This is a genomic window from Aeromonas sp. OTU364, assembly GCF_038440395.1.
Classification (GTDB): domain Bacteria; phylum Pseudomonadota; class Gammaproteobacteria; order Enterobacterales; family Aeromonadaceae; genus Aeromonas.
The window spans coordinates 360,908-386,561 of record NZ_JASATR010000001.1 but is presented as its reverse complement, the minus strand read 5'-3'; the positions used below and the strand labels follow the sequence as shown (position 1 = coordinate 386,561).

The following is a 25,654-nucleotide window of genomic DNA, read 5'->3' as shown; positions in this document are numbered from 1 at the left end:
CCGGGACCAAGCTGCCGCAACGGATGCGCGCGCGACTGCCCGAGGCCGAAGGAGCCCGGCCCTGAAGCCGAGATTGCCCAGAGGCAAACCACCTGGGACGAGAGGAGAGCCGTTGTTTTTAGCTCAAGCAGGCAGCGGCCAGCCGAGACGGCGCCACAGGGACAGAAGGAGAGAGGCTGCAGGGGCAAGGCGCCCCGCATGGGGAAGACCACGTTAGAGAGCAGCAAGAAAGCGGCCGCCTGACGGCGGCCTGATGCTAATGCTGCGTGGGGAGACTCAGCAGATGTGGCAGGCGATCTGATGCTGGGACATCAGTCGCATCAGCTTCTCCGGCGGCTCCTGATCCGTGAACAGGGCGTGGATCTGGTTGAGGTTGCCGAGGTTGACCATGGCATTGCGCCCGAACTTGGTGTGGTCGGCGGCCAGGAACACCTGGCGGGAGTGGGCGATGATGGCCTGGGCTATCTTCACCTCGTGGTAGTCGAAATCGAGCAAGGAGCCGTCATTGTCGATGCCGGAGATGCCGATGACGCCATAGTCCATGCGGAACTGGCCGATGAAGTCACGGGTCGCCTCCCCGACGATGCCCCCGTCCCGGTTGCGGATCTCGCCACCGGCGATGATGACGGTGAAGTCATCCTTGGCGGTGAGGATGCTGGCGACGTTGAGGTTGTTGGTGACCACGCGCAGCTCCCGGTGATCCAGCAGGGCGCGGGCGATGGCTTCCGTGGTGGTGCCGATGTCGATGAAGAGGGATGAGCCGTCCGGAATGTTGGCGGCCACCTCGCGGGCGATGCGCTCCTTCTCCTTGAGCTGCATCACCTTGCGGGCGCTGTAGGCGGTATTGACGGTACTCGAATGCAATGAGGCCCCGCCGTGATGGCGCCTGATCTTGTTCTGCTCGGCGAGATCGTTGAGATCCCGGCGAATGGTCTGGGGGCTGACGTCAAAATGGGTCACCAGATCGTCGGTCGAGACAAAGCCCTGCCTCGTCAGGACGTCCAGGATCTCCAGATGTCGTTGGGTTTGCTTCACGCTTGCACTCCGCTTGAGAGACGAAAAAAGGCCCCGGCATTGCGGGGCCTTTGGCAGTGTACCCTATCCCTTTTCGGACTGATAAGGGCAGGATCACGTTTTATGCCTTGTCGGCAGCGGCCTTCTTGGCAGCGACGGCGATGTTCTCGTGCTTGAGGGTCATTGCCAGCAGCACGATGGAGAGCACGCAAGATGCGGTCAGCACCATGAAACCGCCGTCCCAGCCGAAGTGGTCAACGGTGTAGCCCAGCATGGCGTTGGCCGCCACGGCGCCACCCAGATAACCGAACAGACCGGTGAAGCCCGCCGCTGTACCGGCCGCCTTCTTCGGCGCCAGCTCCAGCGCATAGAGACCTATCAGCATGACGGGGCCATAGATCAGGAAGCCGATGGCGACCAGTGCCAGCATGTCGACGGTGGGGTTGCCCGCCGGGTTGAGCCAGTAGACCAGCACCGCCAGGGTCACCAGCACCATGAACAGGATACCGGCCGGGGCGCGGCGGCCCTGGAACAGCTTGTCCGAGATCCAGCCGCACAGCAGGGTGCCCGGGATGCCCGCCCACTCATAGAGGAAGTAGGCCCAGGAGGAGTGATCCACGCTGAAGTCTTTGGCTTCTTTCAGGTAGGTCGGAGCCCAGTCCAGCACACCGTAACGAATGAGATAAACGAAGGCGTTGGCAATGGCGATGTACCACAAGAGCTTGTTGTGCAGCACGTACTTGACGAAAATCTCCTTGGCGGAAAACTCCTGCTCGTGACTCTCGTTGTAATCCTTCGGATAGTCGTCCTTGTACTCCTCGATGGGGGGCAGACCAACGGATTGCGGGGTATCACGCATCACGAAGAAGGCGATCACCGCAATGGCGGCGGCAGCAGCAGCCGGCACATAGAAGGCACTGCGCCAGTCATTGAACCAGCCCATCCCCAGGATGAACAGCGGACCTATCATGCCGCCCCCCACGTTGTGGGCCACGTTCCAGACCGCGACCACTTCGCCCCGCTCCTTCTGTGACCACCAGTGCACCATGGTGCGACCGCAGGGGGGCCAGCCCATGCCCTGCACCCAGCCGTTGAGGAACAGCAGCACGAACATGATGGCGATGCTGGAGGTAGCCCAGTGCACAGTCCCCATCATGAACATGATACCGGCCGAGAGCAGCAGGCCGGCGGAGAGGAAGTAACGCGCATTGGAGCGATCCGACACGTTCCCCATCAGGAATTTGGAGAGACCGTAGGCAATGGAGACGCCGGACAGGGCCAGGCCCAGATCACCGCGGGAGAAGCCCTGCTCGATGAGGTAGGGCATCGCCAGACTGAAGTTCTTGCGCACCAGGTAGTAGCCGGCATAACCGAAGAAGATCCCGAAAAACACCTGCCAGCGCATGCGTTTGTAGAAGGGATCCACCTTGTCGGCCGGTAGCCGCTCTATGTGGGGTGCAGGCCTGAAGAGACTAAGCATGTTCTGCTTCCTTATTGTTGTTATGGGCGGTTGAGGGTGCCCCGATCATGCCTGCGACCAGATGAGTCCTTATTCGCAAGCGAGCCTATTGTGCTCATTTGTGAACATTCAATCTGTGATGAAGGCTAAATTATTGCAGTTTTATTACAAAAAATGTCACCTGATGAGTGATCGCTCATCGGCCGCCAGCCCTTACAGGGCAAGGAATCTAGCTACCCACTAAGGAGTATCAACACCGCTAACAGTTGCTTTTCGTCACATTTTCTTAGCAATGAATGGGATCTTGTCCACATTTCCGGTGGCGGGGGTCTGGTGAATTGGCACAGAAGGTTTATTTTCTCTCTCGTCCAAGAACGAGCGCAAACGAGCATAACGTTTGCGTCAGCTCAAATAACAAGAAGAAACGTTTTCGGACGCAAAAAATGGGAATGCAAGATAACGAAACGGAACATCAAACCTACTCTGGGTGGATATAAGGAATAACAACTATGAGCATACAAAGACCCAATACCCTGCTCGGCGAGTGCCTCGCCGAGTTTATCGGCACCGGCCTGCTGATCTTCTTCGGCGTCGGCTGTGTGGCTGCCCTGGTGCTGGCTGGCGCCAACTTCGGACAATGGGAAATCTCCATTACCTGGGGCCTGGGGGTCGCCATCGCCATCTATGTGACCGGCGGCATCTCTGGCGCCCACCTGAACCCGGCGGTGACCCTGGCGCTGATGACCTTCTGCGGCTTCGACAAGCGCAAGGTGGTGCCCTTCATCATCGCCCAGATAGCGGGTGCCTTCGCCTCCGCCGCCCTGGTCTACTTCCTCTATGGCAACCTCTTCACCCAGTGGGAACTGACCCACAACGTGGTGCGTGGCAGCGTAGAGAGCCTCGGCACCGCCGGCATCTTCTCCACCTACCCCAATGCCCTGCTCTCCAACATGCAGGCATTCGCGGTCGAGCTGGTGATCACCGCCGTCCTGATGCTGGGCATCATGGCGCTGGGTGACAACAACAACGGCGCCCCCAAAGGCTTCGCCGCCGCCCTGCTGATCGGCATACTGATCGCGGTGATCGGCGCCTCCCTCGGCCCCCTGACCGGCTTTGCCATGAACCCGGCCCGTGACTTTGGTCCCAAACTGTTCGCCTTCTTTGCAGGCTGGGGCGATGTGGCCCTGACCGGCGGTCGCGACAACCCCTACTTCTGGGTCCCCATCCTCGGCCCCATCGTCGGCGCCCAGCTGGGTACCGCCCTGTATGTGAAAGTGCTGGCTCCCTGCGTCCCGGGCAACCGTGTCGTGACCGAAGAAGCCGCCAAGCTGTCCAATAAAGAAGAGGCCGCCGCCTAAGAGCGGTCCCTTACGTGGAAAATAAGAACGTGGAGAACATCATGTCTGCTGAAAAGAAATTTGTCGTCGCGCTGGATCAAGGTACCACCTCCTCCCGTGCCATCGTGTTCGATCAGGACGCCAACATAGTCGCGACCTCCCAGCGCGAATTCACCCAGCACTACCCGAAAGCGGGCTGGGTCGAGCACGACCCCATGGAGATCTGGGCGACCCAGTCCTCCGTCTTCACCGAGGTGCTGGCCAAGAGCGGCCTGCACAGCGAGCAGATCGCCGCCATCGGCATCACCAACCAGCGTGAAACCACAGTGGTGTGGGAGAAAGCCACCGGCAAGCCCGTCTACAACGCCATCGTCTGGCAGTGCCGCCGCACCGCGGCCATCTGTGAAGAGCTGAAAGCGCGCGGCCTGGAAGAGTACGTGCGGGAAAACACCGGCCTGGTGCTGGACGCCTACTTCTCCGGCACCAAGGTGAAGTGGATCCTGGACAACGTGGAAGGGGCCCGCGAGAAGGCGATGAACGGCGAGCTGCTGTTCGGCACCATAGACACCTGGCTGGTGTGGAAGATGACCAACGGCGAGGTGCACGTCACCGATCCGACCAACGCATCGCGCACCATGCTCTACAACATCCGCGATCTGAAGTGGGACGAGCGGATGCTGGACGAGCTGGGCATCCCCGCCTCCATGCTGCCCGAGGTCAAGCCCTCCTCCGAGGTCTATGGCTACACCACCCGTGGCGGCGGCTCCCGCATCCCCATCGCCGGTATCGCCGGTGACCAGCAGTCTGCCCTGTTCGGCCAGCTCTGCTTCGAGAAAGGCATGGCCAAGAACACCTATGGCACCGGCTGCTTCCTGCTGATGAACACAGGCACCGAGCCGGTTCGCTCCAGCAACGGCCTGCTGACCACGGTCGCCATCGGCCCGAAAGGGGAAGTGAACTACGCCCTCGAGGGTGCGGTGTTCATGGGCGGCGCCACCATCCAGTGGCTGCGTGACGAGCTGAAGATCATCCACGATGCCCGCGACACCGACTACTTCGCGAGCAAGGTGGGTGACACCAACGGCGTCTATCTGGTGCCGGCCTTCGTGGGTCTGGGCGCCCCCTACTGGGATCCGTACGCTCGCGGCACCATGGTCGGCCTGACCCGTGGCGCGAACCGCAACCACATCATCCGTGCCGCCCTGGAATCCATCGCCTACCAGAGCCGCGACGTACTGGATGCCATGCAACAGGACTCCGGCATCAAGCTGGCGGCCCTGAAGGTAGATGGCGGCGCCGTGGCCAACGACTTCCTGATGCAGTTCCAGGCCGACATGATGCACACCCCTGTGGTGCGTCCGACCCGCATCGAGACCACCGCCATGGGCGCCGCCTTCCTGGCAGGTCTGGCCGTCGGCTTCTGGAAGAGCTCCGACGAGCTGGAAGACAAGTTCAGCGTCGATCGCGAGTTCATCCCGCAGATGGACAAGGCCGATCGCGCCAAGCGTTACAGCGGCTGGCAGAAGGCGGTCGAACGCTCACGCCGCTGGGCCGAAGAGGAGTGATCGGGTAACCGACACCTCCTTGAGATGAAAAAAGCAAAGAGGCCGACAGCGATGTCGGCCTCTTTTTATTGGCACTGCAAACCCCCTCGGCCCCCTCCCCTTGAGAGATGGGAGAACATGACCCCTCCCCCTCGTGGAGGGGGAGGCCGGGAGGGGGTTTGGCACTGTCGGCATGCCCTCTACAACGCCTCGGCGCCGAGCTGCTCTTTGAGGAAGTCGAGCCAGACCCGCAGCCGGATGTCCCGCTGGGCATCGGAGTAGAAGACCCCGTTGATGGGGCGCGAGGCGCCGCTGTTACTTCGGGCCAGCACCTCCACCAGGGCGCCGCTCGCCCTGTCCTCCCCCGTCATGAAGTCCGACAGGCAGACGATCCCCTGCCCACACAGCGCCAGCTGGCGCAGGGTCTCGCCGCTGCTGGCCCGCAGTGTCGGGGTGATGGCGAACCTGTCCCCCTGCTCTGCGCTCAGCAGTGGCCAGTGGTTGAGGTGATCGGGGTGCAAAAAGCCGAGCAGCTCGTGGCCGCTCAGCAGATCCGCCGGCTGGCGCGGGGTGCCGCGCTCCGCAAGATAGTCCGGGGAGGCGAGCAGCCGCAGCTTGGATCGCCCGAGCGGCAGGGCCCGCAGGGAGGAGTCCGTCAGCTCGCCAATGCGAATGGCCATGTCCACCCGCCGCTCCATCAGATTGATGAAGCCCTCTGAGCTGTGCAGTTGCAGCTCTATGCCGGGGTAGCGGCGGCGAAACTCGCCGATGATGGGCACCAGCCGGTGCAGGATGAAGGGGGTGGCGGCATCGACCCTCAGTACCCCTTCGGGTTGTTCCCGGCGCATCAGCAGATGGCTCTCGGCCTCGCTCATCTCGGTCAGCACCTTCACCGCCCGCTGATAGAACCAGCTCCCCTCCTCGGTCAGGCTGACCCGCCTCGTGGTGCGGTTGAGCAGCACGGTGGCGAGTTTCTCTTCGAGGCGCTTGATGCCGCGGCTCACCACAGAGTTGTCCATGCCGAGGTTCTCCGCCGCCTGGCGAAAGCTGCCCGCCTCCACCACGGCCACAAACAGGGTCAGTTCATCGGAATGGGTCTTCATTGTTGTCATCCTGGCAAGAGTCATGGGGCTTTATAGGCGCAATGGCCGGAGGTTGGCAAGGCAGGCGTCGCTTCGTATCGTGACGCACCGCCTGTTTTATCTTCGCCCTTGCCAGTACAATGCCGCCAGATGGCACCGTATGGCGCCACATAATGACAGGGACGATCTTATGACATTCGACAACAGGCTGGCCGCCGCCCATCGGGAGCTGGCCGACAAGGGCGTGCAGGAACTCAACTACAACCCGCCGATCATCTGGCTGCTGCGAAAGGCGGGATTCACCATCAGGCCGCCCCATTACGAACGCTTTCTGGTCAACGTGCTCGCGATGGGGATCCCCACCGGCGCTATCTGGGGGGTGTTGATGTGGTGCTTCGGCTGGCAGGATGAGGTGAGCCCGGCCTTCGCCCTGCGCCAGAGCGCCCTGTTCGGCATAGGGTTCGGCCTGCTGATGGGAATCATCGTTTGGGTGCGCCGCAAGCAGCTCAAGCTGACCCCCTGGGACGCCTTGCCCCACTCCACTATCCGCACGCAACAGCGCTGGCAACCAAAATAACCACCGACATGGACAAGGAGACCCTTATGACCAAGGCCCATGAGAAACTGAACTATGTGGAGTTTGCGGCAAGGGATCTCGCCGCGACCAAGGCCTTCTTTCAGGCCGCTTTCGGCTGGCAATTTGCCGACTACGGCCCCGATTATTGCGCCTTCGAAGGGGAAGGGCTGGATGGCGGCTTCTACCGCGCAGATATGTGCAGTCACAGCCATCAGGGGGGCGCCCTGCTGGTGTTCTACAGCGCCGACATTGCGGCAACCCAGGCCAAGGTGCAGCACCATGGCGGCATCATCAACCGCCCGCTGTTCGACTTCCCCGGCGGCCGGCGCTTCCACTTTGTCGAACCCAGCGGCAACGAGTTTGCGGTCTGGTCCGAGCCGGCGGCCTGATGGCGAGGGCGTCCCGGCGCCCCCTGTTGCTTTACCTCCCTGACCTCCTCGCCGGCGCCTCGCCCAATCCATTTATTGCTGCTCTTATCTCAATAGTGTTTTGCGACTGCTGCCCTGTTTCCCCCAGTCTGCCGGGGGCATACTGACCGTCGTTTTAGCAAGGAGGTGCAGATGTCATCCCCCATCACAGTGATTGCCGAGCTTGAGGCCAAGCCTGAATTTGCCGCCGAGTGTCGCGCCGCCTTGAGCCCCTTGATAGCGGCTACCCAGCAAGAGCCCGGGTGCCTCTGCTACCGGCTGCACCAGAGCCTGGAGAGCCCCCACGGCTGGATGATCCACGAGGCGTGGGAGAACGAGGCCGCCCTCAGCGCCCACCAGCAGCAGCCCCATTTTCTCGCCTTCGTGGCCAGCACCCGGGGCTGGTTTGCCAGCACCAGCGTTCGCCGCTATCAACTAGCCTGAATCCAGCGGCGGCCTGCCCCTGCCCGCCCTGGATGCGGGGACGGGCCGACACAATATTGAGCGTAGAAACAATAACTTGAGGAATATGATGATGAAGATGCCCAACCTGGGTCTTGGAACCTTTCGCCTGAAGGATCAGCCCCTGCGCGACTCCCTGCTGCAGGGTCTGGATCTCGGCTATCGCCATATCGATACCGCCCAGATCTATGACAACGAGGCCGAAGTGGGCCAACTGATGAGCGAAAGCGGCGTGCCCCGCCAGGATATCTACCTGACCACCAAGGTGTGGATCAGCGAGTTCGGCCCGGGCAAGGTGATCCCGAGCCTGGAGCTGAGCCTGGAGAAACTGCGCACCGACTATCTGGATCTGGCGCTCATTCACTGGCCCTCCCCCCAGGATGAGGTGCCGATGGCGGTCTATCTGGAGCAGCTCGCCGAGGCCAAGGCCCGGGGCCTGACCCGGGAGATAGGGGTTTCCAACTTCACCGTGGCCCAGCTCAAACAGGCCATCGAGATCCTGGGGCCGGGCGCCATCGCCCACCAGCAAGTGGAGATCCACCCCCTGCTGCAAAACCGCAAGGTGGTGGCGTTCTGCCAGGAGCACGGCATCGCCATCACCGCCTATATGCCGCTGGCCTATGGCAAGGTACTGAGCGAACCGCTCCTGATGGAGATCGGCAAGCGCCACGGCGTCTCGGCGGCCCAGGTGTCGCTCGCCTGGCTGCTGGCCCAGGGCATGACGGTGATCCCGAGCTCCACCAAACGGGAGAACCTCGCCGCCAACCTGGCTGCGCTGAAGGTCAAACTCAGCCCCGAGGAGATGGCACAGATTGCCACCCTGGATCGAGGCGAGCGCTGCGCCAACCCGGACTTCGCACCGGATTGGGATTGATCCCCCTCATCCCCAGCCCTTCTCCCGCCAGGGGAGAAGGGAGCAAACCGCAGTCCGGGATCTGTCTGTGACCCCAAGCGGGAGGCACTCTGCCTCCCGCTTTTTCTCGTCCTCCCCTCCCCCACCATCACCAGGCATCTGGCGCTGGACGCCATCCAGCCCTGGGCGGCCATACTGCCCCCAGTGCTGCTCCCCCAGAGCCTTCCCTTGCCCTTTTATCCCTTGCCTCTGTGTTCCCGGCCCGCTCTGTACGCGTTGCTGCTACGCGCCTTGTCTCTGTCTTCCGCTAACTCTGCATAGCCGCTCTTGCTGCCTCAGCCACTCCTCCTTCCACGGCACCATTGCTGCTTATTTGGCAAAAGTAATTTGATGTTGCCGTCATTTTTGCCAACAAAGCTCATCGGCATACTGGCGCCATTCTCCCGTCGGGAGCCACTATCCAAGGAGTTTGTATGCCACTGGCGTTATTTGCCCTCACCCTGAGTGCCTTTGCGATCGGCACCACCGAGTTTGTGATCGTGGGGCTGATCCCCACCATAGCCGAGCAGCTCAATGTCTCGCTCCCCTCGGCGGGCCTGCTGGTCAGCCTCTATGCCCTGGGGGTGGCCATAGGCGCCCCTGTGCTGACGGCGCTCACCGGCAAGCTGCCGCGCAAGTGGCTGCTGGTGGGCCTGATGGCGCTCTTCACCGCTGGCAACCTGCTGGCCTGGCAGGCACCGGGCTACGAGAGCCTGATCGTCGCCCGCATCCTCACCGGCCTGGCCCACGGGGTCTTCTTCTCGGTGGGCAGCACCATCGCCACGGGGCTGGTGGCCAAGGAGAAGGCGGCGAGCGCCATCGCCATCATGTTCAGCGGCCTCACGGTCGCCCTGGTGACCGGCGTGCCGCTCGGCACCTGGATTGGTCAGCAGTTCGGCTGGCGCGAGACCTTCCTGGTGGTGAGCGCACTCGGGGTCATCGCCATGGCAGGCAGCCTGCTGCTCATCCCCGGCAACCTGCCAAAAGGCGCGGCCTCCAGTATTCGTGAGCAGCTTTCTGTGCTGACCCACAAGCCCCTGCTGATGGTCTATGCCAAGACGGCCCTGGGTTACGGCGGCGCCTTCACCGCCTTTACCTTCCTCGCCCCCATCTTGCAGCAGGTGAGCGGTTTTGGTGCCAATGCGGTGAGCCTGATCCTGCTGGTGTACGGGGTGTCGGTGGCGGTCGGCAATATCTGGGGCGGCAAGCTCGCGGACAAGATGGGCCCGCTGCCCGCCTTGAAGCTGATGTTTGGCGGTCTGGCGCTCATCCTGCTGATGCTCACCTTCACCGCGCCCCATCCGGTGCTGGCGGTGCTCACCGTACTGGTGTGGGGTGCCTTCGCGTTCGGCAACGTGCCGGGGCTGCAGGTGCTGGTGGTGAAACAGGCCGAACGCCACACCCCCAATGCCGTGGATGTGGCCTCCGGCCTCAACATCGCCGCCTTCAACGTCGGCATCGCGCTGGGATCCGTGGTGGGTGGTTTCGTGGTGGATCACCTGGGTCTGATGCACACCCCCTGGATCGGGGCCCTCATCGTGCTGCTGGCCTATGGCCTCACCCACGTCAGCGAGAAGCGCGAGGCCAAGTTGGCGCTGGCGGTTTAACCTCCCACAGACAAAGAGGCCGACACCCTGTGTCGGCCTCTTTCATTGGCAAGATGGCGCGGCTCAAGACTCCTTGAGATCCTCGTCGGCGGCCCAGCGCGCCTCCAGCCAGAGCAGATTGACCAGGCCGCACAGCAGCGCAAACCCCAGCCCCAAAATCCAGGTGAAATACCACATATCGAAGACTCCTCAATTCCCGTGTCAGTAAAGGCTATGGCCCTGCTGGCGCACCTGCTCGGTACTCATCTTGCCCCGCGCCACCCAGTAGACCCAGAGCGTATAGCCGATGTTGATGGGCATCAGCACGGCGACTATGCCCAGCATGATAAGCAGCGTCCGCTCGCTGGAGGTGCCGTCCCACAGGGTCAGGCTGCTCGACGGATCCAGGGAGGAGGGCAGCACGAAGGGGAAGAGCGCGATGGCCACGGTCAGCATCATGGCGGCGCAGGCACCGCCACTGGCGAGGATGGCGAGCCGCGCCCGACCCAGCTGGCTGGCCAGCGTGCTCAAGAGCGGCAGCGCGAGGCCCAGGGCCGGCACTGCCCAGAGCACGGGGTGCGCCACGAAGTTGCCAAACCAGCCATCCGGCGCCGTCGTCACCTGCTTCATCAGGGGGGTCAGGGCGCTGTTGAGATCCCCTATCTCCGCTATCCGGTAACCGCGCATCTGGCTGAGCCAGAAGCCGCCTAAGGCAAACAGGGCGCTTGCTAGGGGGCCAAGCCAGCGGCTCTGGCGGGCGCAGCGCGCTGCTATCACCCCTTGGGTCTTGCACTGCAGGAAGCTGCAGCCATGGAGCATCAGCAGGGCCAGCGCCGTGCCCATGCAGGTCAACAGCAGCGGCCAGTTGAAATCGAAGGCGCCGTAGTGGATGCGAAGGGCCGAGTCGAAGCGAAACGGCAGCCCCTGCAACAAGAAGCCCAGGGTCGCGCCAAACACCAGGGTCGGCAGCAGGGCCCCCATCACCAGGGCCCTGTCCCACCAGCGGCGCCACAGGGGGTCCGGCAGCTTGCTGCGATAGTCAAACCCCACCGGGCGCAGGAAGAGGCCGAACAGCAGGAACATGAAGGGCACGTAGAGCGCCGAGAAGGAGGCGGCATAGACCAGGGGCCAGGCGGCGAACAGGGTGCCGGCACCGGCGATGAGCCACACCTGGTTGCCCTCCCACACCGGGCCCACACTGTTGAGCAGCACCCGCCGCTCCTCATCGGTTTTGGCCACCACGGGGAGCAGCATGCCGACCCCGAGATCGAAGCCATCCATCACCACGAAGCCGATGAGCAGGAACAGTACCAGCCCCCACCAGATGAGTTTCAGGGTTTCGTAATCCATCAGACGGGACTCCCGTTTTTCAACACTTCACCTTGATAACGACCCGTCTGCAGGCTGGCGGGCCCTTTGCGGATCACGTGACGCAACAAGAACAGCTCCACCACCAGCAGCGTGCTGTAGATGAGGAAGATGGCGATCAGGCTGAACCAGAGTTGCCCAGGTTGCAGCAAGGAGACGGAGGCCGACACCGGCAGCACGTCGCTGATGGTCCAGGGCTGGCGGCCGAACTCCGCCACGAACCAGCCCGCCTCGATGGCAATCCAGGGCAGCGGAATAGACCAGAACAGCGCCTTGAGCAGACGGGGGGATTGCACCAGCTTGCCCCGGCACAGCTGCAGGAAGGCGGCACCAAAGAGCCCGAGCAGCACCACACCTATGCCTACCATCAGCCGGAAGCTCCAAAAAAGCGGCGCCACCTGGGGGATGGAGTCGTCGACCGCCTTGGCGATGGCCGCCTCGTCCGCCTTGCCGATATCGGCGGCGTAGGGGGTCAGCAGCAGGCCGTAGCCGAGATCCGCGCGGTGGCGCTCGAAGGTGGCGCGGGCCTCGGCATTGCTACCGTCTGAGCGCAGCGCCTCCAGGGCGTCGTGGGCAAGCATGCCGCTGCGAATGCGCACCTCATGCTGCGCCTTCAGATCTTTCAAACCCGTCACCTGCTCATCCAGGGAGCGGGTGGCGATGATGCCCATCAGATAGGGTATCTTGACCGCAGCGTGAGTGGTCTCGGCGCGCTGATCCGGCAGGCCGAACAGGGTGAAGGAGGCGGGCGCCGGCTCTGTGTGCCACTCCGCCTCGATGGCGGCGAGCTTGACCTTCTGCACCTCGCCGGTGCGATAGCCCGACTCGTCCCCCAGCACGATGACCGAGAGGATGGCCGCCAGACCAAAGCCCGAGGCGATGGCGAAGGATCGCAGGGCGAAGCGCACCTCCATGCGACGCAGCAGATACCAGCTGCTCACCCCCATCACGAACAGGGAGGCGGCCACATAGCCCGCCGCCACCGTGTGGACGAACTTGACCTGGGCCACCGGGTTGAAGATCACCGCCGCCACGTCCACCAGCTCCATGCGCATCGTCATGGGGTTGAACTCGGCCCCCACCGGGTTCTGCATCCAGCCGTTGGCGATGAGGATCCAGAGCGCGGAGAGGTTGGAGCCAAGCGCCACCAGCATGGTCACCAGCAGGTGCTGACCCCGGGAGAGCTTGTCCCAGCCGAAGAAGAAGAGGCCCACCAGGGTGGATTCCAGGAAGAAGGCCATCAGCCCCTCCACCGCCAGCGGGGTGCCGAAGATGTCGCCGACATAGTGGGAGTAGTAGGCCCAGTTGGTACCGAACTGGAACTCCAGGGTGATGCCGGTAGTGACCCCCATGACGAAGTTGATACCGAACAGCTTGCCCCAGAAGCGGGTGATGTCCTTGTAGATCACCTTGCCGGTCATCACGTAGGCGGACTCGGCGATCACCAGGATCCAGGACAGCCCCAGGGTGAGGGGTACAAACAGAAAGTGGAACATCGCCGTCGCGCCGAACTGTATTCGGGAGAGGCTGACCACATCATCCAGGCTTATCATGCATGACTCTCTATGTTGCATTTAACAGGCAGGTTTTCGCCCGTTAAGTACAACATGTGCCATGACACCTATAACAGATGCAGTTATAGTGAAATCCACCTATAACAGTTTAGGCCACCCCCATGTCCCGTTACGGTCAGCTGGCTGCCTTGTTGCAGCAGCAGATAGAGAGCGGCCTCTGGCAGCCGGGGGAGCGCATCCCCTCCATCCGCCAGAGCTGCAAGACCCATCATTTGAGCCCCATGACGGTGCTGCAGGCCTATCAGCTGCTCGAGAGCCGGGGCCTCATCCTGGCGCGGCCCCAGTCCGGCTACTACGTCAAGGCCGCCACCTCGCCGCTGCCCGCCGGCACGGCCCAGCAGGCCCGCTACAGCGGCTCGGTGGACATCAACGATATGGTGTTCGAGGTGTTGCAGGCGAGCAAGTCCCGGGAGCTGGTGCCGCTGGGGCTCGCGGTGGCGGATCCCGCCCTCTTCCCCCACCCCCAGCTCGGCCGGGCCCTGGCGAGCTGCATGCGCCGCCTCGACCCCTTCAGCACGGTGGCAGATCTGCCTCCCGGCAACGAGGCGCTGCGCCGCGCCATCGCCCAGCGTTACGCCAGCGACGGCCTGGCGGTGGATCCCCAGGAGATCATCATCACCACCGGCGCCATGGAGGCGCTCTCCTTAAGCCTGCAGGTGCTGACCGAGCCCGGGGACTGGGTGGTGGTGGAGTCCCCCACCTTCTACGGCGCCCTGCAGGCCATAGAGCGGCTCAAGCTCAACGTGGTGGAGATCCCCGTGATCCCCGGGGTGGGCATCGATCTCGCCCTGCTCACCGAGGCCCTCGCCCAGCGCCCCATCAAGGCGTGCTGGCTGATGGGCAACGTGCAGCATCCGCTCGGTCACACCATGCCGGATGGCCACAAGCAGGCACTGATGCAGTTGCTCAACGCCCATGAGGTGCCCCTGGTGGAGGATGACGTCTACGCCGAGCTCTATTTTGGCCGCGAGCGCCCCAGCCCCATCAAGCGCTGGGACGCCCGGGGCGACAGCCTGCTGTGCGGCTCCTGGACCAAGTGCCTGGCGCCGGGCTTTCGGGTCGGCTGGGTGGTGGCCGGATCCCATGCCGAGCGCATCCAGCGGCTGCAACTGATGTCGACGCTCTCCACCAATGTGCCGAGCCAGCTGGCGCTCGCCGACATGCTGCGCCAGGGCGGGGTGGATGCCCACTTTCGCCGCCTGCGCCACACCCTGGCCCAGCGCCAACAGCAGATGCGGGCGGCCCTGCTGCGGCTCTTCCAGGACGAGGTGCATATCTCGACCCCGGACGGCGGCTACTTCCTCTGGCTGACATTCGACGCGCGCCTCGACAGCCGGGCCCTCTATGCCCAGGCGCTGGCCAGCGGCTTCTCGTTGGCCCCCGGCGCCCTGTTCTCGAGCCAGGGCCAGCACAACCACTGCCTGCGCCTCAACAGCGCCCATCCCTGGAGCCCGGCGCTGGAGGCCGCCCTCACCCGGCTGGCGGCCCTGGTCCACCAGCAATTGGGAGGCTCCTAGCCTTTATCGATAGCTGCGCCTGAGGCGGGTTCGGCTTTATTGATAAATTAATTTTTCCTAAGCTGCATCCAATCGCCTCCCTCCTTCGTCTCTTGCTTGAACCTCAATCAAGGAGAGACGATGAAATCCCAACCCCTCTGGCTCGCCCTGCTCTGCTCGGCCCTCAACCAGCCGCTGCAGGCGGCCCCCCTCTCCCAGTCTGCCCAGACCGACCCTGTCCATCAGGCCGGTGATGGCGTGATCCGCCTCTATGGCCCCGGTGGCCCGGACACCGCCCTGAAACGGGCGGCTACAGTCTTCCAGCAGGAGACCGGGATCCCGGTCGAGGTCACCGCCGGCCCCGAACATAGCTGGCGTGACAGGGCCGTCAAGGATGCCGATCTCATCTTCGCCGGGGCCGAGCAATCCATGTCCGCCTACCTGCAGAGCTACCCCTTCCTCGACAGGAAGAGCGCCCACGCCTACTACCTGCGCCGCAGCGTCATCGCGGTGCAGAAGGGCAACCCGGCCGGGATCCGCGGCATGGAGGATCTCATCAATCGCCCCCTCAAGGTGGTGGTGACCGAGGGACTCGGCAGCTACAACACCTCGGGCACCGGACTCTGGGAAGACGTGGCCGGGCGCAGGGGCAAGCTGGCCGATGTGCAGAAGCTCAGGCGCAACATCGTCGCCTTCGAGCAGGGCAGCGGCGCCAGTTTCCGGGCCTTCACCGGCCAGCGGGCCGATGCCTGGATCACCTGGGTGCACTGGCCCCTGAACCATAAAGACAAGGCCGACTTCGTCGAGATCGAGCCGGAGCGTCGCATCTATCGCGGCCTGCTGATCACCAAGGCGCAGGGCGCGGATGCCAGCACCCAGCGCTTTATCGATTTCATCGACAGCCCCCAAGGTGAGCCCTTCTTCGCCCAGGATGGTTGGACCCGTTAACCCCTGACCTCTCATAACCAAACAAACCATCGCCAACAGACCCAAGGAGAACGCCATGAACAAGTTCCTCATCACCCTCGCCTGCCTGCCCCTCGCCTCGGCCTGGGCCCTGGACACCCAGCCCCTGAGCGGGGCCGAACAGCTGCCCATCGCCCGGATGACCGAGAACGGCAAGGCCTATCTGGTCGATGCCAAGGGCTTCAGCCTCTACCGCTTCGACAAGGATGCCCAAGGAAAATCAACCTGTTATGCTGAGTGCGCCGAGAAGTGGCCGCCGGCCTTGGCCAGCGCGGAGCAGGCCAAGGCCGGCGTCGGCAGCGCGGCCGACGTCGGCATCAGCCTGATCCTGCGCGACGATGGCAACTATCAGTGGAGCTACCGTGGCCAACCGCTCTATCGCTGGATCAAGGATGAGCAGCCCGGCCAGAGCAGCGGGGATGGCGTGAAGAATGTCTGGCACCGCGTCCAACTATGAGGTCTGAGTGAATATCGACAACCAGCAACTTGCCCACCTGCTCGCCCGCAGCCGGCAGAGGGACAAGCAGGCATTTGAAGCCCTCTACCGGCTGACGGGCCAGCCTCTGTATGCCATGCTCCACGCCCTGCTCAAGGACAAGCAGTGGGCCGCAGACATCCTGCAGGAGGGCTTTTTGAAGATCTGGCACGGCCAGAGCGCCTATCCCGTCGACTACCCCTGGGCCTGGCTCTGCCAGTGCATGCGCCATCTGGCCATCGACGCCCTGAGGGCGAAGAAACGCCATGGGGAGACCCGACTGGATGAGTCCTGGGAGGAGACGCCCGGCCGGGAGACAGAGGGGCTGGCCCCCTCTTTCTCCCTCGAGCACTGCCTCGGGCGGCTCTGTGCCGACAAGCGCAACGCCATAGTGCTCGCCTATCGCCACGGCCTGAGCCACCAGGAAATCGTCACCCACACCCAGACCCCGCTCGGCACGGTCAAGTCCTGGATCCGGCGCGGACTGGAGGAGCTCAAGCTATGCCTGACTCAATGACCCCCAAACGCTATCGAGACCCCGCCCTGCGCGAGCGGCTCGCCGGCGAGTATGTGCTGGGTACCCTGAGCCCGCGGGTACAGGCCAGGATGAGCCGCCTGATGGCCCGCGACCCCGACTGGTGGCAGTGGATTGAACAGTGGCAACAACATCTGGATCCCCTGCTGCGCCAGCCCCAACCCGCCCCCCCCCTGCCCCGCCAGATCTGGCACGGGATAGCACAGGGGATCTCCCCGAGGCCCGGGCCCAACCGCCTGTGGTGGCCGCTCGCCATGGCAGCCTCCCTGCTGCTCGGCCTATGGCTGCAGCCGCTGCTGCCCGGGCCCTCCGCGCCCATCCAGCCGGTGCGCTACCTGGCCACGATGTCCTCCGCAGGCGAGGAGGCCCCCTTCGTGCTGGTGGCCTATCAGGGCAAGCGGCCGGGCCAGTCGAGCATCCGCTTGCAACAGAATCTGGCGAACCCGCTGCGCCTGCCCGCCGACGCCATGCTCTGGATGCGTGACAAAGAGTCCGCCAAGCTGGTGCCCCTCGCCCCCCTCGGGGAGGTCATGGCGGGCCGCCTGATGAGCGGGGCCGAATGGCAGCAGCTCAAGCAGAGCAGCGAACTGCTGGTGATGGCGAAGGGCAGCGAACGCCCGCTCTATCGCGGCCACTGCATTGAGCTCGGCCCCTGGCCGGCGGAGAGCTAAACACGAGCGCTGCACTTTCAACAACAGCAACAACAAGGCCCCGTGATGGGGCCTTGTTCATCGAGAGAGGGCCCGCTTATCGGGCATAAATTTCGGACTGTCTGGTGAAACCGAGGGATTCGTAAAGAGACTTGGCCCTGTCATTGAATGACATCACCTCCAGACGGATCTGGCTTGCATCGTGGGCCTTGGCCCAGCCATCGCAGTGAGCCATCAACGCCTTGCCGATGCCGCGGGAGCGATGATCCTCATCGACGACCACGGAGCCGATACGGCAGATGGGGAGCTTGGAGAGGAAGGGGATGGCCTCATTGATCTCGATCCTGGCCGTCAGAAAGCCCAGCACCCGCTCGTTATCCACCGCCACGCAGAACAGCCGCTCCTCACAACCTATGGCCGCCAGCAAAAACTCCCGCTCCTGGGGTGAGGGCGGGCAAAACACCTCGGGGGCCTGCTCAAAATGGATCAATCCAATTTGCCGATTCAACTCGAGAATGGCGTCAATGTCCTGTTCAACTGCCTTGCGTATGTTCAATGGATGCTCCCTGCATGTCACACTTCAGATGTCAAAAAAACCGCCCCAACAGCTGGGCCAGCGGTCAATCATAACGACAGCCAAAGCGAAAATAAAATCCATTTGAAGCCTTTTTATTTGGTGGACGCCAACAACAAGGCCCCTTCACGGGGCCTTGTTGTCAAAGGGGTACGAGTCTTAGCCCGGCGCGCCCAGCTGGGCCACCTGGCGCTCTATGCTGGCTTTCAGGTTGTCATCGAGTTTCAGGGCACGGGCCAGCTCGTCGAGATAGCCGCGCTCCATGAAGTGATCCACCTCGACGGCGAGCAGGGAGGCGAGATAGACCTCGGTAGCCTGCTCCATGTCGGTCACTTCCCGGGCCAGGGCTTGCGGATCCAGCGGACGGGCCAGCTCGGCGTCAATCCAGCGGGCGGCATCGGGTTGGCCCTGCTCGGTCAGGTACTCCTGGATCTTCTGGCGCTCGGCGGCGTCGATGTGGCCGTCGGCCCGGGCCGCCGCCACCATGGCGCGCACCAGCAGGCTGGCGCGGGCATCCAGTTCGGCGCCCGCCAGCTCGTTGAGGGGATGGGGTGTGCCGGCCGCAGGCGCACTCTGGTTCTGCTGCCAGTCCTGATAGAGCTTGTAGGCCAGCCCGCCGAGGGCCGCCGCCCCGCCCACCGCCGCCACCTTGGTGCCGTACTTGCGCATCTTCTTGTTGCCAAGCAGCAGCGCCATGGCCCCGGCAGCCAGCCCCCCCTGGGCCATGCCCTTCATCTGGGCCTTGCGCGTGTCGCCGCCATCGTTGAGCCAGCCCTTGCCAGCTCCCATCAATTGCTCCAGCATCTGTTTCATGGGGCCTCCTCATTTGCATGAGATGCCATGCTGGGCCGCTGCCGCTGAACTCAAGGTGAATGGATGCCACTACCCCGCCTGTTGCTACTGACCCTGCTGACGCTCACTGCGTTCGCTGCCAATTCGGTACTCTGCCGCCTCGCCCTGTTCGAAGAGCGGATGGATCCGGCCCTGTTTACCCTGCTGCGGCTGACCAGCGGCGCCCTGATGCTTATCCTGCTGTGCCGGGTTCGCCACCAGTCGCCGCGCCAGGGAGACTGGGGGGGTGCCCTCGCCCTCATCGCCTATGGCGCCGCCTTCTCGTTCGCCTATCTCACCCTGACCGCAGGCACCGGTGCCCTGCTGCTGTTTGCCGCCGTCCAGCTCAGCATGCTGGCACCGCCCCTGCTGCGCGGAGAGTCCCTGCCACTGCGCCAGTGGGCTGGTCTGCTGCTCGCCATGGCAGGGCTGGTATTGCTGTTGCTGCCCGGCATCCGGGCGCCGGATCCCCTGGGGGCGGCCCTGATGATAGGCGCCGGCATCGCCTGGGCCAGCTATACCCTGCGGGCCTCACGCTTTGCCGATCCCATCGCCGCCAATGCCGGTCACTTCCTGCGGGCCAGCCTGCCGGCGGCACTGCTCTACCTGCTGCTTGGCCAGCTTGAGGCCAGCCCGGCGGCCATTGGCTACGCCCTGGCCTCGGGGGCCCTCGCCTCCGGCCTTGGGTATGCGCTCTGGTATCTGGTGCTGCCCCAGCTGGGACGCACCCTGGCCGCCAGCGTCCAGCTGCTGGTGCCCCTGCTCGCGGCGCTGGCCGGGATCATCTGGTTGGATGAGTCCTGGTCGCTGCGATTGTTATTGTCATCTCTGGGCATTCTGGGGGGCATAGCCCTGGTCATAACAGGACGCCCCCCACAAGGAGACAAAGCATGATGAAGATGGTCATACTGTTGCTCGCCAGCAGCCTGTCGAGCGGCCTGCTCGCCATAGAACAGGATCGGGAAACCCATCAAGCCGGGCTGGATCGGGCCTGTGCCAACGCCCAGCAACTGCTGATCGTGCAGGGTCGACAGCAGCGCATCGACGCCTGCATCAAGGAGGGGGGCAAAACGACCCGCTGCCAGCAGGAGTACGCCAGCTTCGGCCAGCGCGAGGGCAACAAGCGCCCCGATTTTTCCAAGGTGCCCGCCTGCCAGCAGGCCGAGACCTATCGCAAGAGTTACCGGCAATAAGCCGAGGAGAGAGCATGATCCCACCCCGCGAACTGACCCTGCAATTTCTCGCCGAACCCGCCGACGTCAACTTCGGAGGCAAGGTCCATGGCGGCATGGTGATGAAGTGGATCGATCAGGCCGGCTACGCCTGCGCCGCTGGCTGGTGTGGCGGCTATGCCGTCACCGTCTATGTGGGGGGCATCCGTTTCCTGCGCCCCATCCAGATAGGCCAGCTGGTGGAGGTGCACGCCAAGGTGATCCACACCGGCACCACCAGCATGCACCTGGCGGTGGACGTCTACAGCCGCCACCCCACTGACCCTGCGCGCCACAAGACCACCCACTGCATCATCATCTTCGTGGCCATGGACGAGTACGGCAAGCCGAGCCCTGTGCCCCAGTGGCAGCCGGTGAGCGAGCAGGATCTGCAGTTGCAGCAGTACGCCAGGAAGCTGATGACCCTGCGCGAGGAGCTCGACAAGGAGATGCGCCAGCACATGTGAAACCCGTCAACCCCCGGGCAGCCGGGGCGTGTCTTCACCGCCCGGGGCGCTATAATGGCGCACCCGCTGCCCCACGAGAAACCAAGATGTCACTGGAAACTGCACCGCCCGAGGTCAAACTCGCGGTGGATCTGATAGAACTGCTGGAAACCAACCAGATTGCCCCGGAGCTCGCCCTGGCGGCGCTCGCCATCGTCCGTCAGGACTATGAGCGCAAGCTCGAGGAAGGCCGGGCGCACTGACGCGCTCACCTCACCCCTTTCCCTTCGACCCTTCTCCTACAACCCGGGAGGCACCATGTCAGACCCCGTTCGCTTCGAAACCGGCAAGGCCATGCTGCTTGGCGGCCTGCGTCGCCATCACAGCTTCCAGCACGGCGACTTCGGTGGCCAGTGGCGTGACTTCAGCGCCCTTGGCCCCCTGCCGGGTCAGCTGGGGGAGCACGCCTACGGCGTCATCTGCGGCGCCGACGAGAGCGGCTGCGAATATATGTGCGCAGTTGAAGTGAGCGCTCTGGAAGTGCTGCCTCCGACCCTGGGCCGGATGCGCATCAGCCCCCAGACCTATGCGGTCTTTCGCCATCTGGGCCATGTGGATGCCCTGCCGCACACCTGGCAGCAGGCGCTGGCGTGGCTCGCACAATCCGATTACGACTCTGCCCACAGGCCTGACTTTGAGCGCTACGGCGACGCCTTTGACCCAAATAGCGGCAGCGGCGAGGTGGAACTCTGGCTCGCCGTGGTGCCCAGACAAGCCCTGGCCTGAGGGGCCGAGACGAGGGCGGCCTTCACAGTTGACCCGGATAGCGGCAGCGGCGAGGTGGAGCTCTGGCTCGCCGTGGTGCCAAGGCAAGTCCTCGCCTGAGGGGCCGAGACGAGGGCGGCCTTCGCAGGGCACGTCTCACCACGGCACTGTTCGGCGCCGTGTTGTCCCGCTCAGCGCGCCACTATTGTCTCCTCCCCCATCACCTCGTCGCAGAGCGCGATCAGGGCCTCGCACAGCCGGCTGAGGGGCTCAGAGCCCCCCGCCCCCAGGTGCAGGGCCAGCTCCACCGGACGCACCGCGGGCCAGTGTGTCAGCGCCACCTGCTCCGGTTGCAACAAGCGGGCGGGCAGCAGGCTCACCCCTATGCCCGCACTCACCGCCCCCTGCAGGCTGGCGAGACTGGCACTCACGTAGGCGATGCGCCAGGCAATGCCCCTGGCATCCAGGGCGTCGGTTATCTGGCGCCGATAGAGGCCTTCGCTCGGAAACACCACCAGGGGAACAGGCTCCCGCTCGCAGGCAGGCCACTCCCGGCTGTCGACCCAGGCGAGCGGCTCGCGCCAGCGGGCGATGGGCTCTCCCTGGCCGCGCCCCTGCTTGATCAGCGCCAGATCCAGCTCTCCCCCTTCGAACGCCTGCCAGATCTCGTGACTCAGCCCGCTTTGCACCTCCAGCCTCACCTCGGGGTATTGCCGGGCGAAGGCCGCCAGCACAGGGGTCATGGCGCCGGCGGCAAAATCCTCAGGCACCCCGAGACGCAGGGGCAGGCTCGCCTCCCCCACCCGCTCCCCTGCCCGGGCCAGCAGCCCCAGGATGCGGCGCGCCAGCCCGAGCAGTGTCTCCCCCTGGGCCGTGGTCACCACCTGGCGGCCGGATCGGTCGAGCAGCGGACAACCGAGCTGCTGCTCGAGGCGGCGCATCTGCTGGCTGATGGTGGACTGGGTCAGGTGCATCCGCTCGCCGGCACGGGTAAAACTGCCGGTCTCGACGATGGCGACAAAGCTCTGCAGCAGGTGGGGATCCAGCAAGGGTCGCTCCATGGGGGGATTCTCCATTTATAAAATCACTGAAAGTCATTTTATCATTTAATTTCCAAATGACTTGCGGGCCCGTTAGGCTGCCGTCACCCCCTCTTCTCCCAGGATGAACCCATGTCACAGCCTCCCCAGTCCGGTGCCCGCCCAGTGAACGCCCTCAGTGCCGTCTCCGCCCCCAGCCATCAGGGGTGGCTGGAGCAGACCCTGCAGTTGGCCCTGACCCACCGCCAGCAGGGGGGCCGCCCCTTCGCAGCCCTCCTGGTGCGAGACAACCAGCTGGTGGCGAGCGCCGTCAACCGCATGCTGGAGGCGGGGGATCCCACCCGCCATGCCGAGCTGGAGGCGCTGCGGGAGGGGAGTCGCCAGGGCCCCCTTGCGGGCGCCGTGGTCTACGCCAGCGGCCACCCCTGCCCCATGTGCCTGTGCGCCCTGGTGATGAACGGCATCAGCGCCGTCTACTACGCCTTCGACAATGAAGACGCAGCCCCCTTCGGCTTTGACAGCAGCGCCAGTTACCACAGGCTGCGACTGCCCCTCAACCCGCCGCCCCTGCCCCTCATCAAGTTGCCGAGCCCCATTCCGGCCGCCGCCCTCTACGGCCCCCAGTCCCATGGTTAAGCGCCCGCTCCCCTCCGGCAGCAGCGCCCTGCTGGTGCTGGTGGTGCTCATTGGCATCAACCTGCGCCCCTTCCTCACCGCCATCGGCCCCCTGGCGGGGCAGATAGACGCCCAGCTGGGCCTCGGCATGGAGAGGCTGGCCTGGGTCACCCTGCTGCCGCTGCTGCTGATCGGGGTCGGCGTCCTGCTCACCCCGGCCCTGCTCGACAAGGCCGGGCCGCGCCCCCTGCTCGGTGCGGCCCTGTTGCTGCTGATGCTGGGCAGCGCCCTTCGCCTCGATCTCGCGAGCGGTACCCTGCTTATCGTCAGCGCCGCCCTGTGCGGGCTGGGGTCGGCCCTGGTGCAGGGGACACTGCCCGGCCTCATCAAGGGGACGTTCGCGGGCAAGGTGCCCCTGGTGATGGGGATCTTCTCTGCCTGCATGATGGGGGGCGGGGCGCTCGGCGCCGTGCTCACCCCGCGCCTCGCCCTGCACCTCGACTGGTCCCGGGCGCTGGCCCTGTGGAGCCTGCCGGTGCTGCTGGCCCTGGTCTGGCTCGGCTGGCGGGTGCGCCTGCCCACCGCCGCGCCGCACTCCCCCGTATCAGGGGAGCAGCGGCTGATCGCGCTGCCCCGAGCCTGGCTGCTGATCGTCTGCTTTGGCATCATCAACAGCGGCTACGGCATCGTCGTGGCCTGGCTGGCCCCCGCCTACCTGGCGCTGGGGTGGAGCCCCCAGCAGGGGGGCGAGCTGGTGGCCTGGCTGGCCCTGGCCCAGACCGCCAGCGGCCTGGGTCTGCCGCTGCTGGCGGCGAACAAGGAGGACAGGCGCCCCTGGATGGGACTGGCCATTGTGATGCAGGTGGCGGGTTTTGGCGGCCTCTGGCTCGCCCCGCAAATCGCCCCCATCCTCTGGTGCCTGCTGTGCGGCGCCGGCCTTGGCGGCAGCTTCTCCCTCATCATGGTGATTGCGCTGGATCACCTGCCAGACCCCAGGCGCGCCGGTAGCCTCAGTGCCCTGATGCAGGGGGTCGGCTTCATCCTGGCGGCCACCGGCCCCTGGGTGGCGGCCCGCCTCCATCACCTGAGCGGCGACTTCGCCAGCGCCTGGCAGTGGCAGCTGGGGGGGCTGGCGCTGATGAGCCTGCTGGTGCTGCGCCTGGATCCGCGTCACTACGCCCGGGCGATGGGGGTCAAGGTGATGGGGCAGTCCGTCCCGCCCCTCACCCAAGGGCCCCGGACGGCACAAAGCAATACACCGGCCTAGGGCCGGTGTATTGCTCAGGTTGAAAAGCGAGTGACGGGGCGCCTTAGCGTCCCTTCTTCTGCCGTCCACCCTGGTTGGTGCGCGGTTTGCCCGCAGTGGCAGGCTTGCCCCCCTTGGCAGGGGCCCCCTTGCCAGCGGCGCCTTTAGCAGCGGCTCCCTTGCCCGCGCCGCCCTTGCCTGCGGGGCTCTTCTTCTCGAAGGCCTCCGGGCCCGGCACATTGGGGCGCCCGCCAATCTCGTGGTCGTCGTCCCGGCGCGGCTTCTTGCCCTGGGCTGGTTTGGCGGTTTGCGCCGCCGGGGTCTTGGGTTTCTCCCCCTTGGCCGGTTTCACCTCGGAGGAAGAGTCTTCAATGAGCTTGAACAGCTCGATCAGCTCGTCGTCGGTGAGATCGCGCCACTCCCCCACCGGCAGCCCCTTGAGGCTGACGTTCATGATGCGGATGCGCTCGAGCTTGGTCACCTCGAAGCCGAAGTGCTCGCACATGCGGCGGATCTGGCGATTGAGCCCCTGCACCAGGGTGATGCGAAACACGAAGGGCGCCTCTTTCTTCACCTTGCACTTCTTGGTGACGGCGCCGAGGATGGGCACCCCGGCCCCCATGCCCCGGATAAAGTCATCGGTCACCGGCTTGTCCACGGTCACCAGATACTCTTTCTCGTGATCGTTGCCCGCCCGCAGTATCTTGTTCACCAGATCCCCGTGGTTGGTGAGGAAGATGAGCCCCTGGGAGTCCTTGTCGAGGCGGCCTATGGGGAAGATGCGGGTGCTGTGGTTGACGAAGTCGACTATGTTGTCCTTCTCCCCCGCCTCCGTGGTGGAGACGATGCCCACCGGCTTGTTCAGCACGATGAAGACCAGGCTGTCCGCCTCCCGCGCCTCTATCACCTGACCGTTGACCTTGACCAGATCCCCGGCAAACACCTGATCGCCGATCCCGGCCCGCTTGCCGTTGATGTAGACATGGCCCTGCTCGATGAAGCGATCGGCCTCGCGACGGGAGCAGATGCCGCTCTCGCTGATGTATTTGTTCAGGCGCATGGATTCATCGGCCAGCATGGGTCACCTGCCAGATAGTGGAGTTCAAAAGAAGTGTCGGCTCAGTCAGCCAGGTCATGGTCGGGTTGGTCTGCATACAGTTCCATCAACAAAAAAGAATCTACAAAAAGCGCCTGCAATCAGTCTCTTCAAAAGGGCAAGCCCGCCCTTTCTTCAAAAAAACGCCGCTACAGTAGCATATTGCGCCATCCCTTGCCCCGCCCCGTGCACCGGATCCTGCCATCTGCCCCGAAGAGGGGCGCCGCCCGGCGGATGCGGCCCCGCAGATAAGGCTCCCCTTGCCCATTCCCCCCCTCCCTTGCCCCTGCTCTGGCCCTCCTCTCCCCTGCCCCGGCCCCACCTGGAGCGGCAAGCCTGCAACCGCAGAGAGCCTCGAAGGATACCCCTCGAGAGGGACGAACTAAAACTTGCTATTTATTTACCA

The 25,654-nt window shown here is 64.3% G+C and carries 29 protein-coding genes; 19 read left to right on the top strand and 10 right to left on the bottom strand.

Annotated elements, in window-relative coordinates:
• Window positions 1–276: 276 nt before the first annotated feature.
• Window positions 277–1,035 (bottom strand): DeoR/GlpR family transcriptional regulator, encoded by a 759-nt coding sequence (locus AAHB08_RS01870; RefSeq protein WP_005328190.1) that lies wholly within the window; start codon window positions 1,033–1,035, stop codon window positions 277–279.
• A gap of 100 nt (window positions 1,036–1,135) precedes the next feature.
• Window positions 1,136–2,494: a glycerol-3-phosphate transporter gene (gene glpT, locus AAHB08_RS01865; RefSeq protein WP_139435903.1), complete on the bottom strand. Its 1,359-nt coding sequence runs from the start codon at window positions 2,492–2,494 to the stop codon at window positions 1,136–1,138.
• A gap of 488 nt (window positions 2,495–2,982) precedes the next feature.
• On the opposite strand from glpT, the gene AAHB08_RS01860 reads away from it, so the two are divergent.
• Both AAHB08_RS01860 and glpK read left to right on the top strand, forming a co-directional pair.
• Window positions 2,983–3,831, top strand: coding sequence for an MIP/aquaporin family protein (locus tag AAHB08_RS01860; RefSeq protein ID WP_005327692.1), 849 nt, complete (start codon window positions 2,983–2,985; stop codon window positions 3,829–3,831).
• A gap of 41 nt (window positions 3,832–3,872) precedes the next feature.
• On the top strand, window positions 3,873–5,375 hold the full coding sequence (gene glpK, locus AAHB08_RS01855; protein WP_139435909.1) for a glycerol kinase GlpK: 1,503 nt from the start codon (window positions 3,873–3,875) through the stop codon (window positions 5,373–5,375).
• Window positions 5,376–5,554: 179 nt separating this feature from the next.
• Here glpK and AAHB08_RS01850 read toward each other — a convergent pair whose 3' ends face one another.
• Window positions 5,555–6,457 carry a LysR substrate-binding domain-containing protein gene (locus AAHB08_RS01850; RefSeq protein WP_342057929.1) on the bottom strand — a complete coding sequence of 301 codons (903 nt, stop codon included), beginning with the start codon at window positions 6,455–6,457 and terminating at the stop codon, window positions 5,555–5,557.
• 169 nt (window positions 6,458–6,626) lie between these two features.
• On the opposite strand from AAHB08_RS01850, the gene AAHB08_RS01845 reads away from it, so the two are divergent.
• The 5 genes from AAHB08_RS01845 (at window position 6,627) to AAHB08_RS01825 (ending at window position 10,381) form a co-directional block, all read left to right on the top strand.
• A complete protein-coding gene (locus tag AAHB08_RS01845) occupies window positions 6,627–7,013 on the top strand; it encodes a DUF6404 family protein (RefSeq protein WP_342057928.1) in 387 nt (128 codons plus the stop codon).
• Between the two features lie 26 nt (window positions 7,014–7,039).
• Window positions 7,040–7,402 (top strand): VOC family protein, encoded by a 363-nt coding sequence (locus tag AAHB08_RS01840; protein WP_265437480.1) that lies wholly within the window; start codon window positions 7,040–7,042, stop codon window positions 7,400–7,402.
• Window positions 7,403–7,573: 171 nt separating this feature from the next.
• Window positions 7,574–7,864, top strand: a complete 291-nt coding sequence (locus tag AAHB08_RS01835; protein ID WP_342057927.1) for a putative quinol monooxygenase — start codon at window positions 7,574–7,576, stop codon at window positions 7,862–7,864.
• An 88-nt stretch (window positions 7,865–7,952) separates the two neighbouring features.
• Window positions 7,953–8,756 (top strand): 2,5-didehydrogluconate reductase DkgB, encoded by an 804-nt coding sequence (gene dkgB, locus AAHB08_RS01830; RefSeq protein WP_342057926.1) that lies wholly within the window; start codon window positions 7,953–7,955, stop codon window positions 8,754–8,756.
• Window positions 8,757–9,208: 452 nt separating this feature from the next.
• Complete coding sequence (locus AAHB08_RS01825; protein ID WP_342057925.1) at window positions 9,209–10,381, top strand: MFS transporter; 1,173 nt, start codon at window positions 9,209–9,211, stop codon at window positions 10,379–10,381.
• 63 nt (window positions 10,382–10,444) lie between these two features.
• Here the strand turns inward: AAHB08_RS01825 and cydX are convergent, their stop codons facing one another.
• Genes cydX through AAHB08_RS01810 form a run of 3 tightly spaced genes read right to left on the bottom strand, consistent with a single transcriptional unit; the run spans window position 10,445 to window position 13,281 of the window.
• Window positions 10,445–10,558: a cytochrome bd-I oxidase subunit CydX gene (gene cydX / locus AAHB08_RS01820; RefSeq protein WP_005310033.1), complete on the bottom strand. Its 114-nt coding sequence runs from the start codon at window positions 10,556–10,558 to the stop codon at window positions 10,445–10,447.
• Window positions 10,559–10,582: 24 nt separating this feature from the next.
• Window positions 10,583–11,710, bottom strand: a complete 1,128-nt coding sequence (gene cydB, locus AAHB08_RS01815; protein ID WP_342057924.1) for a cytochrome d ubiquinol oxidase subunit II — start codon at window positions 11,708–11,710, stop codon at window positions 10,583–10,585.
• Window positions 11,710–13,281: a cytochrome ubiquinol oxidase subunit I gene (locus AAHB08_RS01810; RefSeq protein ID WP_342057923.1), complete on the bottom strand. Its 1,572-nt coding sequence runs from the start codon at window positions 13,279–13,281 to the stop codon at window positions 11,710–11,712. The genes cydB and AAHB08_RS01810 overlap by 1 nt, the downstream gene beginning before the upstream one ends.
• 122 nt (window positions 13,282–13,403) lie before the next feature.
• Between AAHB08_RS01810 and AAHB08_RS01805 the strand changes: the two genes are divergently transcribed.
• From AAHB08_RS01805 to AAHB08_RS01785, 5 genes are all read left to right on the top strand, one after another.
• Window positions 13,404–14,819 carry an aminotransferase-like domain-containing protein gene (locus AAHB08_RS01805; RefSeq protein WP_342057922.1) on the top strand — a complete coding sequence of 472 codons (1,416 nt, stop codon included), beginning with the start codon at window positions 13,404–13,406 and terminating at the stop codon, window positions 14,817–14,819.
• A 120-nt stretch (window positions 14,820–14,939) separates the two neighbouring features.
• A complete protein-coding gene (locus AAHB08_RS01800; RefSeq protein WP_342057921.1) occupies window positions 14,940–15,746 on the top strand; it encodes a substrate-binding domain-containing protein in 807 nt (268 codons plus the stop codon).
• Window positions 15,747–15,801: 55 nt separating this feature from the next.
• Window positions 15,802–16,221 (top strand): COG4315 family predicted lipoprotein, encoded by a 420-nt coding sequence (locus AAHB08_RS01795; RefSeq protein WP_202046261.1) that lies wholly within the window; start codon window positions 15,802–15,804, stop codon window positions 16,219–16,221.
• 7 nt (window positions 16,222–16,228) lie between these two features.
• On the top strand, window positions 16,229–16,756 hold the full coding sequence (locus AAHB08_RS01790) for an RNA polymerase sigma factor (protein ID WP_342057920.1): 528 nt from the start codon (window positions 16,229–16,231) through the stop codon (window positions 16,754–16,756).
• Window positions 16,741–17,445, top strand: coding sequence for a hypothetical protein (locus AAHB08_RS01785; protein WP_342057919.1), 705 nt, complete (start codon window positions 16,741–16,743; stop codon window positions 17,443–17,445). Before AAHB08_RS01790 ends, AAHB08_RS01785 begins: the two co-directional genes overlap by 16 nt.
• A gap of 76 nt (window positions 17,446–17,521) precedes the next feature.
• Here the strand turns inward: AAHB08_RS01785 and AAHB08_RS01780 are convergent, their stop codons facing one another.
• Window positions 17,522–17,980, bottom strand: coding sequence for a GNAT family N-acetyltransferase (locus tag AAHB08_RS01780; RefSeq protein WP_342057918.1), 459 nt, complete (start codon window positions 17,978–17,980; stop codon window positions 17,522–17,524).
• A 177-nt stretch (window positions 17,981–18,157) separates the two neighbouring features.
• Entirely contained in the window at window positions 18,158–18,811 is a 654-nt protein-coding gene (locus AAHB08_RS01775; protein WP_202046265.1) for a tellurite resistance TerB family protein, read from the bottom strand.
• A gap of 63 nt (window positions 18,812–18,874) precedes the next feature.
• On the opposite strand from AAHB08_RS01775, the gene AAHB08_RS01770 reads away from it, so the two are divergent.
• The 5 genes from AAHB08_RS01770 to AAHB08_RS01750 all read left to right on the top strand — a co-directional run bounded on the left by AAHB08_RS01770 (window position 18,875) and on the right by AAHB08_RS01750 (window position 21,272).
• Complete coding sequence (locus AAHB08_RS01770; protein ID WP_342057917.1) at window positions 18,875–19,723, top strand: DMT family transporter; 849 nt, start codon at window positions 18,875–18,877, stop codon at window positions 19,721–19,723.
• Window positions 19,720–20,022 (top strand): hypothetical protein, encoded by a 303-nt coding sequence (locus AAHB08_RS01765; protein ID WP_236661616.1) that lies wholly within the window; start codon window positions 19,720–19,722, stop codon window positions 20,020–20,022. Before AAHB08_RS01770 ends, AAHB08_RS01765 begins: the two co-directional genes overlap by 4 nt.
• A 14-nt stretch (window positions 20,023–20,036) precedes the next feature.
• Window positions 20,037–20,507, top strand: a complete 471-nt coding sequence (locus AAHB08_RS01760) for an acyl-CoA thioesterase (RefSeq protein ID WP_342057916.1) — start codon at window positions 20,037–20,039, stop codon at window positions 20,505–20,507.
• 86 nt (window positions 20,508–20,593) lie between these two features.
• Window positions 20,594–20,749: a pleiotropic regulatory protein RsmS gene (rsmS, locus tag AAHB08_RS01755; RefSeq protein WP_139435937.1), complete on the top strand. Its 156-nt coding sequence runs from the start codon at window positions 20,594–20,596 to the stop codon at window positions 20,747–20,749.
• Window positions 20,750–20,804: 55 nt separating this feature from the next.
• Window positions 20,805–21,272 (top strand): GyrI-like domain-containing protein, encoded by a 468-nt coding sequence (locus AAHB08_RS01750; protein ID WP_342057915.1) that lies wholly within the window; start codon window positions 20,805–20,807, stop codon window positions 21,270–21,272.
• Between the two features lie 170 nt (window positions 21,273–21,442).
• On the opposite strand, the gene AAHB08_RS01745 is transcribed toward AAHB08_RS01750, so the two are convergent.
• Window positions 21,443–22,300, bottom strand: coding sequence for a LysR family transcriptional regulator (locus AAHB08_RS01745; RefSeq protein WP_342058049.1), 858 nt, complete (start codon window positions 22,298–22,300; stop codon window positions 21,443–21,445).
• Window positions 22,301–22,423: 123 nt separating this feature from the next.
• On the opposite strand from AAHB08_RS01745, the gene AAHB08_RS01740 reads away from it, so the two are divergent.
• Both AAHB08_RS01740 and AAHB08_RS01735 read left to right on the top strand, forming a co-directional pair.
• Entirely contained in the window at window positions 22,424–22,927 is a 504-nt protein-coding gene (locus AAHB08_RS01740; RefSeq protein WP_342057914.1) for a nucleoside deaminase, read from the top strand.
• Entirely contained in the window at window positions 22,920–24,173 is a 1,254-nt protein-coding gene (locus AAHB08_RS01735; RefSeq protein ID WP_342057913.1) for a cyanate transporter, read from the top strand. The genes AAHB08_RS01740 and AAHB08_RS01735 overlap by 8 nt, the downstream gene beginning before the upstream one ends.
• Window positions 24,174–24,216: 43 nt before the next feature.
• On the opposite strand, the gene rluF is transcribed toward AAHB08_RS01735, so the two are convergent.
• Window positions 24,217–25,230, bottom strand: coding sequence for a 23S rRNA pseudouridine(2604) synthase RluF (gene rluF / locus AAHB08_RS01730; RefSeq protein WP_342057912.1), 1,014 nt, complete (start codon window positions 25,228–25,230; stop codon window positions 24,217–24,219).
• Between the last annotated feature and the right edge of the window lie 424 nt (window positions 25,231–25,654).

Coding starts and splice junctions, on each gene's coding strand:
- glpT (WP_139435903.1), bottom strand. CDS start 2,494: ATGCTTAGTCTCTTCAGGCCTGCACCCCACATAGAGCGGCTACCGGCC.
- AAHB08_RS01860 (WP_005327692.1), top strand. CDS start 2,983: ATGAGCATACAAAGACCCAATACCCTGCTCGGCGAGTGCCTCGCCGAG.
- glpK (WP_139435909.1), top strand. CDS start 3,873: ATGTCTGCTGAAAAGAAATTTGTCGTCGCGCTGGATCAAGGTACCACC.
- AAHB08_RS01850 (WP_342057929.1), bottom strand. CDS start 6,457: ATGAAGACCCATTCCGATGAACTGACCCTGTTTGTGGCCGTGGTGGAG.
- AAHB08_RS01845 (WP_342057928.1), top strand. CDS start 6,627: ATGACATTCGACAACAGGCTGGCCGCCGCCCATCGGGAGCTGGCCGAC.
- AAHB08_RS01840 (WP_265437480.1), top strand. CDS start 7,040: ATGACCAAGGCCCATGAGAAACTGAACTATGTGGAGTTTGCGGCAAGG.
- AAHB08_RS01835 (WP_342057927.1), top strand. CDS start 7,574: ATGTCATCCCCCATCACAGTGATTGCCGAGCTTGAGGCCAAGCCTGAA.
- dkgB (WP_342057926.1), top strand. CDS start 7,953: ATGATGAAGATGCCCAACCTGGGTCTTGGAACCTTTCGCCTGAAGGAT.
- AAHB08_RS01825 (WP_342057925.1), top strand. CDS start 9,209: ATGCCACTGGCGTTATTTGCCCTCACCCTGAGTGCCTTTGCGATCGGC.
- cydX (WP_005310033.1), bottom strand. CDS start 10,558: ATGTGGTATTTCACCTGGATTTTGGGGCTGGGGTTTGCGCTGCTGTGC.
- cydB (WP_342057924.1), bottom strand. CDS start 11,710: ATGGATTACGAAACCCTGAAACTCATCTGGTGGGGGCTGGTACTGTTC.
- AAHB08_RS01810 (WP_342057923.1), bottom strand. CDS start 13,281: ATGATAAGCCTGGATGATGTGGTCAGCCTCTCCCGAATACAGTTCGGC.
- AAHB08_RS01805 (WP_342057922.1), top strand. CDS start 13,404: ATGTCCCGTTACGGTCAGCTGGCTGCCTTGTTGCAGCAGCAGATAGAG.
- AAHB08_RS01800 (WP_342057921.1), top strand. CDS start 14,940: ATGAAATCCCAACCCCTCTGGCTCGCCCTGCTCTGCTCGGCCCTCAAC.
- AAHB08_RS01795 (WP_202046261.1), top strand. CDS start 15,802: ATGAACAAGTTCCTCATCACCCTCGCCTGCCTGCCCCTCGCCTCGGCC.
- AAHB08_RS01785 (WP_342057919.1), top strand. CDS start 16,741: ATGCCTGACTCAATGACCCCCAAACGCTATCGAGACCCCGCCCTGCGC.
- AAHB08_RS01775 (WP_202046265.1), bottom strand. CDS start 18,811: ATGAAACAGATGCTGGAGCAATTGATGGGAGCTGGCAAGGGCTGGCTC.
- AAHB08_RS01770 (WP_342057917.1), top strand. CDS start 18,875: ATGCCACTACCCCGCCTGTTGCTACTGACCCTGCTGACGCTCACTGCG.
- AAHB08_RS01765 (WP_236661616.1), top strand. CDS start 19,720: ATGATGAAGATGGTCATACTGTTGCTCGCCAGCAGCCTGTCGAGCGGC.
- AAHB08_RS01760 (WP_342057916.1), top strand. CDS start 20,037: ATGATCCCACCCCGCGAACTGACCCTGCAATTTCTCGCCGAACCCGCC.
- rsmS (WP_139435937.1), top strand. CDS start 20,594: ATGTCACTGGAAACTGCACCGCCCGAGGTCAAACTCGCGGTGGATCTG.
- AAHB08_RS01750 (WP_342057915.1), top strand. CDS start 20,805: ATGTCAGACCCCGTTCGCTTCGAAACCGGCAAGGCCATGCTGCTTGGC.
- AAHB08_RS01740 (WP_342057914.1), top strand. CDS start 22,424: ATGTCACAGCCTCCCCAGTCCGGTGCCCGCCCAGTGAACGCCCTCAGT.
- AAHB08_RS01735 (WP_342057913.1), top strand. CDS start 22,920: ATGGTTAAGCGCCCGCTCCCCTCCGGCAGCAGCGCCCTGCTGGTGCTG.
- rluF (WP_342057912.1), bottom strand. CDS start 25,230: ATGCTGGCCGATGAATCCATGCGCCTGAACAAATACATCAGCGAGAGC.